The sequence below is a fragment of the Microbacterium sp. CCH5-D1 genome (assembly GCF_001557335.1).
Taxonomy (GTDB): domain Bacteria; phylum Actinomycetota; class Actinomycetes; order Actinomycetales; family Microbacteriaceae; genus Microbacterium; species Microbacterium oxydans.
Window position 1 is genome coordinate 1 of record NZ_LSJW01000178.1, and the last position, 4,056, is coordinate 4,056.

At 67.1% G+C, this 4,056-nt stretch carries 4 protein-coding genes; 1 reads left to right on the plus strand and 3 read right to left on the minus strand.

The genetic code is table 11. From position 1 onward, the window contains the following. Positions 1 to 160: 160 nt before the first annotated feature. Positions 161 to 1,477 carry an ABC transporter substrate-binding protein gene (locus tag AX744_RS10945; RefSeq protein WP_046747882.1) on the minus strand — a complete coding sequence of 439 codons (1,317 nt, stop codon included), beginning with the start codon at positions 1,475 to 1,477 and terminating at the stop codon, positions 161 to 163. A gap of 286 nt (positions 1,478 to 1,763) precedes the next feature. Between AX744_RS10945 and AX744_RS10950 the strand changes: the two genes are divergently transcribed. Continuing rightward, positions 1,764 to 2,768 carry a LacI family DNA-binding transcriptional regulator gene (locus AX744_RS10950; protein WP_046747881.1) on the plus strand — a complete coding sequence of 335 codons (1,005 nt, stop codon included), beginning with the start codon at positions 1,764 to 1,766 and terminating at the stop codon, positions 2,766 to 2,768. Between the two features lie 164 nt (positions 2,769 to 2,932). On the opposite strand, the gene rplL is transcribed toward AX744_RS10950, so the two are convergent. Together rplL and rplJ are read right to left on the minus strand one after the other, a co-directional pair. Further along, the gene (gene rplL, locus AX744_RS10955; protein WP_046747880.1) at positions 2,933 to 3,316 is read right to left on the minus strand and encodes a 50S ribosomal protein L7/L12; all 384 of its coding nucleotides are present in this window, start codon (positions 3,314 to 3,316) and stop codon (positions 2,933 to 2,935) included. Positions 3,317 to 3,364: 48 nt separating this feature from the next. Next, entirely contained in the window at positions 3,365 to 3,853 is a 489-nt protein-coding gene (gene rplJ, locus AX744_RS10960) for a 50S ribosomal protein L10 (RefSeq protein ID WP_017829129.1), read from the minus strand. Between the last annotated feature and the right edge of the window lie 203 nt (positions 3,854 to 4,056).

Sequence of the window (4,056 nt, forward strand, 5' to 3'; positions counted from 1 at the left end):
CCGCCTGCAGGATCGGCGGGAGCGAGCCGATCCACTGGAAGAAAATAGTCGCGTTCACGGATTCCCCTTCATCACGCGGAGCGTAACGACGACCGCGCATCGGCGTGCGGCGTCGAGAGATGAGGAGGGCTGCCTCCCAGAGGGCAGCCCTCCTCGTCTATCAGCTGGCGGGCCAGCCCGTCTGGATCTGCGTGAGGACGTCGTCCGTCGGCGTGCCGTTGACCCAGGCCACGATGCCCTTCCAGAACGTGCCGGCGCCGACGGCACCCGGCATCAGGTCGGACGCGTCGAAGCGGAAGGTGGTGTCCGGGTCCTGAAGGATCTTGATGGTCTCCTGCAGGATCGGGTCCTTCGCGTTCGCCGGGTCGAGGCCGTTGTTGGCCGAGGTCACGCCGCCGAGGCTGACGCGGCTGTTCGCCCACTCAGGGCTCGAGAGGTACTCGAGCACCTTCTGGGTGGCCTCGGAGTCGGTGAACGCTCCGACGATCTCACCGGCACCGGTCACGGCCTTGTCGTCGGCGCTCTCACCCGGGAGCATGAACGCCCAGACGTCGCCGTCCTCCGCGACCGTCGTGCCGTCGGGGAAGAAGCCCGAGAGGAACGAGGCCTGGTGCGTCAGCGCGCACTCGCCGGCGGCGAGCTTGGGAGCGACGTCACCGAACGCGGTGGAGTTGATCGAGCGGACGTCACCGAAGCCGGCGTTGACGTTGGCCGGGTTCAGCAGGACCTCGCCGACCGAGTCGAACGCCTGCTTGATCTGCGGGTCGGTGAACTTGACCTCGTTGGTGACCCACTGGTCGTAGACCTCCGGACCGGACTGACGCAGCACGTAGTCCTCGACCCAGTCCGTTCCCGGCCATCCGGTCGCGGTGCCCGACTCGAAGCCGGCGCACCAGGCGGGCGTGCCCGTCGCAGCCTGGATCTTGTCGGTGAGGGCGCTCATCTCATCGAGCGTGGTCGGAACCTCGACGCCCCATTCCTTGAACTTCGCAGGCGAGTACCAGATCCACCCCTTGACGTTGGCCATGAGCGGAGCGCCGTAGAAGGTGCCGTCGACCGTGCCGTAGTTGACCCAGTCCTCGGTCCAGTACTCGTTGGCGTTCTTCTCGACCGCTTCCGGAGCGGGCTTCAGGTAGTCGCGGTTGGCGAAGTCGGCGAACAGGCCCGGCTGCGGGAAGATCGCGATGTCCGGCGGGTTGCCGCCCTGTGCGCGGGTGCCGAGCTGCGTCTCGAAGTCCTGGCTGCCCTCGTACTTGATCGTGATGCCGTTCTCGTCGGCCCAGTCCTTCCAGGACTCCTGGAGGAGCTTCGCCTCATCGTCGACGATCGTGCCGTAGATCGTGACGGTGGCGTCGCCTCCGTCTCCTCCGCCGGTGCTCGGTGCTCCACCGGGAGCCCCGCATCCGGCGAGCGCGATGCCCGCGACCCCCAGCAGGGCGAGCGGCGCGTAACGCCGGGAACGCTGTGACAGAGTCATGTGAATTCTCCTCTTCGAGTACAGGTTCCCGACTGGTGCGACGCCACCCCGGGGCATCGTTAGGGAACCGATTCCAGGCCAACCTACTGGCGATCAGCATCACCGCACAACACGCTAGGGTCACAAGCTCGCAACCATTCGCGGTGCTCGCATCACACACATGGGAGCGCTCCCTCGCCGAACGCCTGGAACCGGTTCCTTTTTCGCGTGCCGGCGGCTACGCTGTGACGCGGCGCGCACCCTGCGCCGGGTCCACGCAGCCGCGTGATCAGGTCGAGGAGGACCGATGAGCACGATCGCGGACGTCGCGTCACGTGCTGGCGTGTCGAAGGCCACCGCGAGCCGCGCCCTGAGCGGCCGTGGGTACGTGTCGACAGCGACCAGGCAGCGCGTCGCGGACGCTGCGCGCGAACTCTCCTACGTCGCCCATTCGTCCGCGACAAGCCTGGCGACGGGGCGCACCCGCACCGTGGGAGTGGTCATGCCCCCGGTGGACCGATGGTTCTTCGCCGAACTGCTCGCCGGAGTGCAGGAGTCGCTCTTCGCTCTGGACTACGACCTGTCGCTGTACGGCGTGCCCGAGGGCTCGAAGACCAGGGAGCGGCTGTTCGAGAGCATCCTCCCCGGGCGCCGCTTCGACGGCATCATCGCGGTCGGCATCCAACCGAGCGCCCGTGAACTCGAGCGACTGCAGCAGGCGGGGCGCCCCCTCGTCAGCGTGGGGCCCTACAGCGAGGGGTCGAGCGCCGTGTCCATCGACGACACCGCCGCCGCGCGTATCGCCACCGAGCATCTCATCGAGCTCGGGCACACCGACATCGCCTTCGTCGGCGGATCGACGGATGCCGCGGAGCTGAGCTTCGGCGATGCACAGCGACTCGACGGCTATCGTGGCGCCCTGCGGGCCGCTGGTCTCTCGGCGCACGCCCGCATCGCCGGCGCGGCCCCGACCATGCCCGGCGGCTATACGGCTGCGGCCGGACTGCTCGGCGACAGACGCCGACGCCCGACCGCGATCGTCGGAGTGTGCGACGAGGCCGCGATCGGCGCGATCATCGCGGCCAGACGTCTGGGGATCGCCGTTCCGACGGAGCTCAGCGTCGTCGGAGTCGACGATCACGAGCACGCGGACATGTTCGCGCTGACCACGATCGGCCAGTCGCCGCGCGACCAGGGCCATGAGGCCGTGCGCCTCCTGACGCAGCAGATGGAGGACCCGGACGCTCCGCTCGAGCGCGTCGACGCCGCATCCGCCCTCGTGGTTCGCAGCTCTACTGCTCCCCCGCGCTGAGCTCGCAACATTCCGGGATGCCGGCGGCGGTGCCGTTGCCGGCATCCCTCGGTGCCGTCGGCGCGAGCAGTCTGGGACGCCTGGAACATCGGGAACGCCCCGGGCACGCACGAAGGCCCCGGGCGAACCCGGGGCCTTCGATCAGAAACGCGTGAGCGTCGCGATTACTTGAGGGTAACCGTTGCGCCTGCCTCTTCGAGAGCAGCCTTGGCCTTGTCGGCGGTCTCCTTGTTGGCGCCCTCAAGGACGGCCTTCGGGGCACCGTCGACGACAGCCTTGGCCTCGCCGAGACCCAGCGAGGTGAGCTCGCGGACGGTCTTGATGACCTGGATCTTCTTGTCGCCAGCGGCCTCGAGGATGACGTCGAAGGAGTCCTTCTCTTCCTCAGCCTCAGCAGCGCCTGCGCCACCCGCAGCACCGGCGACGGCGACGGGAGCAGCAGCGGTGACCTCGAACTTCTCCTCGAACGCCTTCACGAACTCGTTGAGCTCGATGAGGGTCAGGCCGGCGAACTGCTCGAGCAGTTCCTCGGTGGAAAGCTTCGCCATGATGTATCTCCTAGATAGATGGGGTTTGTAGACGAGATCGCCGGTCGCTTACGCGGCCTCTGCGGTCTCCAGCTTTTCGCGAAGAGCATCGATGGTGGCCGCAGCCTTGCCCATCGTCGCCTTCATCATGCCCGCAGCCTTCGCCAGCAGAACCTCACGGCTCTCCAGCGCGGCGTACTTGTTGACCTCGTCCGCGGTGAGGGCGTTGCCCTCGAAGATGCCGGACTTGATCACGAGAAGCGGGTTGGCCTTGGCGAAGTCACGCAGAGCCTTGGCGGTGGCGACGAAGTCACCGTGCACGAACGCGACGGCCGACGGACCCTTGAGGTCGTCGTCCAGCGCGGAGATGCCAGCCTTGTTGGCGGCGATCTTGGTCAGCGTGTTCTTCACCACGGCGTACTCAGCGTCCTGACGGATGCTGTTGCGCAGCTCCTTGAGCTGGGCAACCGTCAGACCGCGGTACTCGGTCAGCAGAACGGCAGTCGAGTTCTCGAATGACTTCGTGAGCTCGGCGACCGATGCATCCTTCTGCGCCATGGTCACTCCTTGGTGTGTACGAGGCGCCGCACGGTGGTGAGGCGCCGACCTGGACCACCTGCAAAGAGAAAAGCTCCGGCGCAAGCGCACGGAGCTTTGGAAAGTTCGTGTCCTGCGCGGGCCCCTGCGATGCAGAGCTTCGATCCTGTGCACTCACGCGCACACGATGACCAGCGGTCTTCGGTTCCCGACAACTCTACCCC

Bases quoted from the DNA above. Each gene is read 5' to 3' on its own strand.
- AX744_RS10945 (WP_046747882.1), bottom strand. From the start codon at position 1,477: ATGACTCTGTCACAGCGTTCCCGGCGTTACGCGCCGCTCGCCCTGCTG.
- AX744_RS10950 (WP_046747881.1), top strand. From the start codon at position 1,764: ATGAGCACGATCGCGGACGTCGCGTCACGTGCTGGCGTGTCGAAGGCC.
- rplL (WP_046747880.1), bottom strand. From the start codon at position 3,316: ATGGCGAAGCTTTCCACCGAGGAACTGCTCGAGCAGTTCGCCGGCCTG.
- rplJ (WP_017829129.1), bottom strand. From the start codon at position 3,853: ATGGCGCAGAAGGATGCATCGGTCGCCGAGCTCACGAAGTCATTCGAG.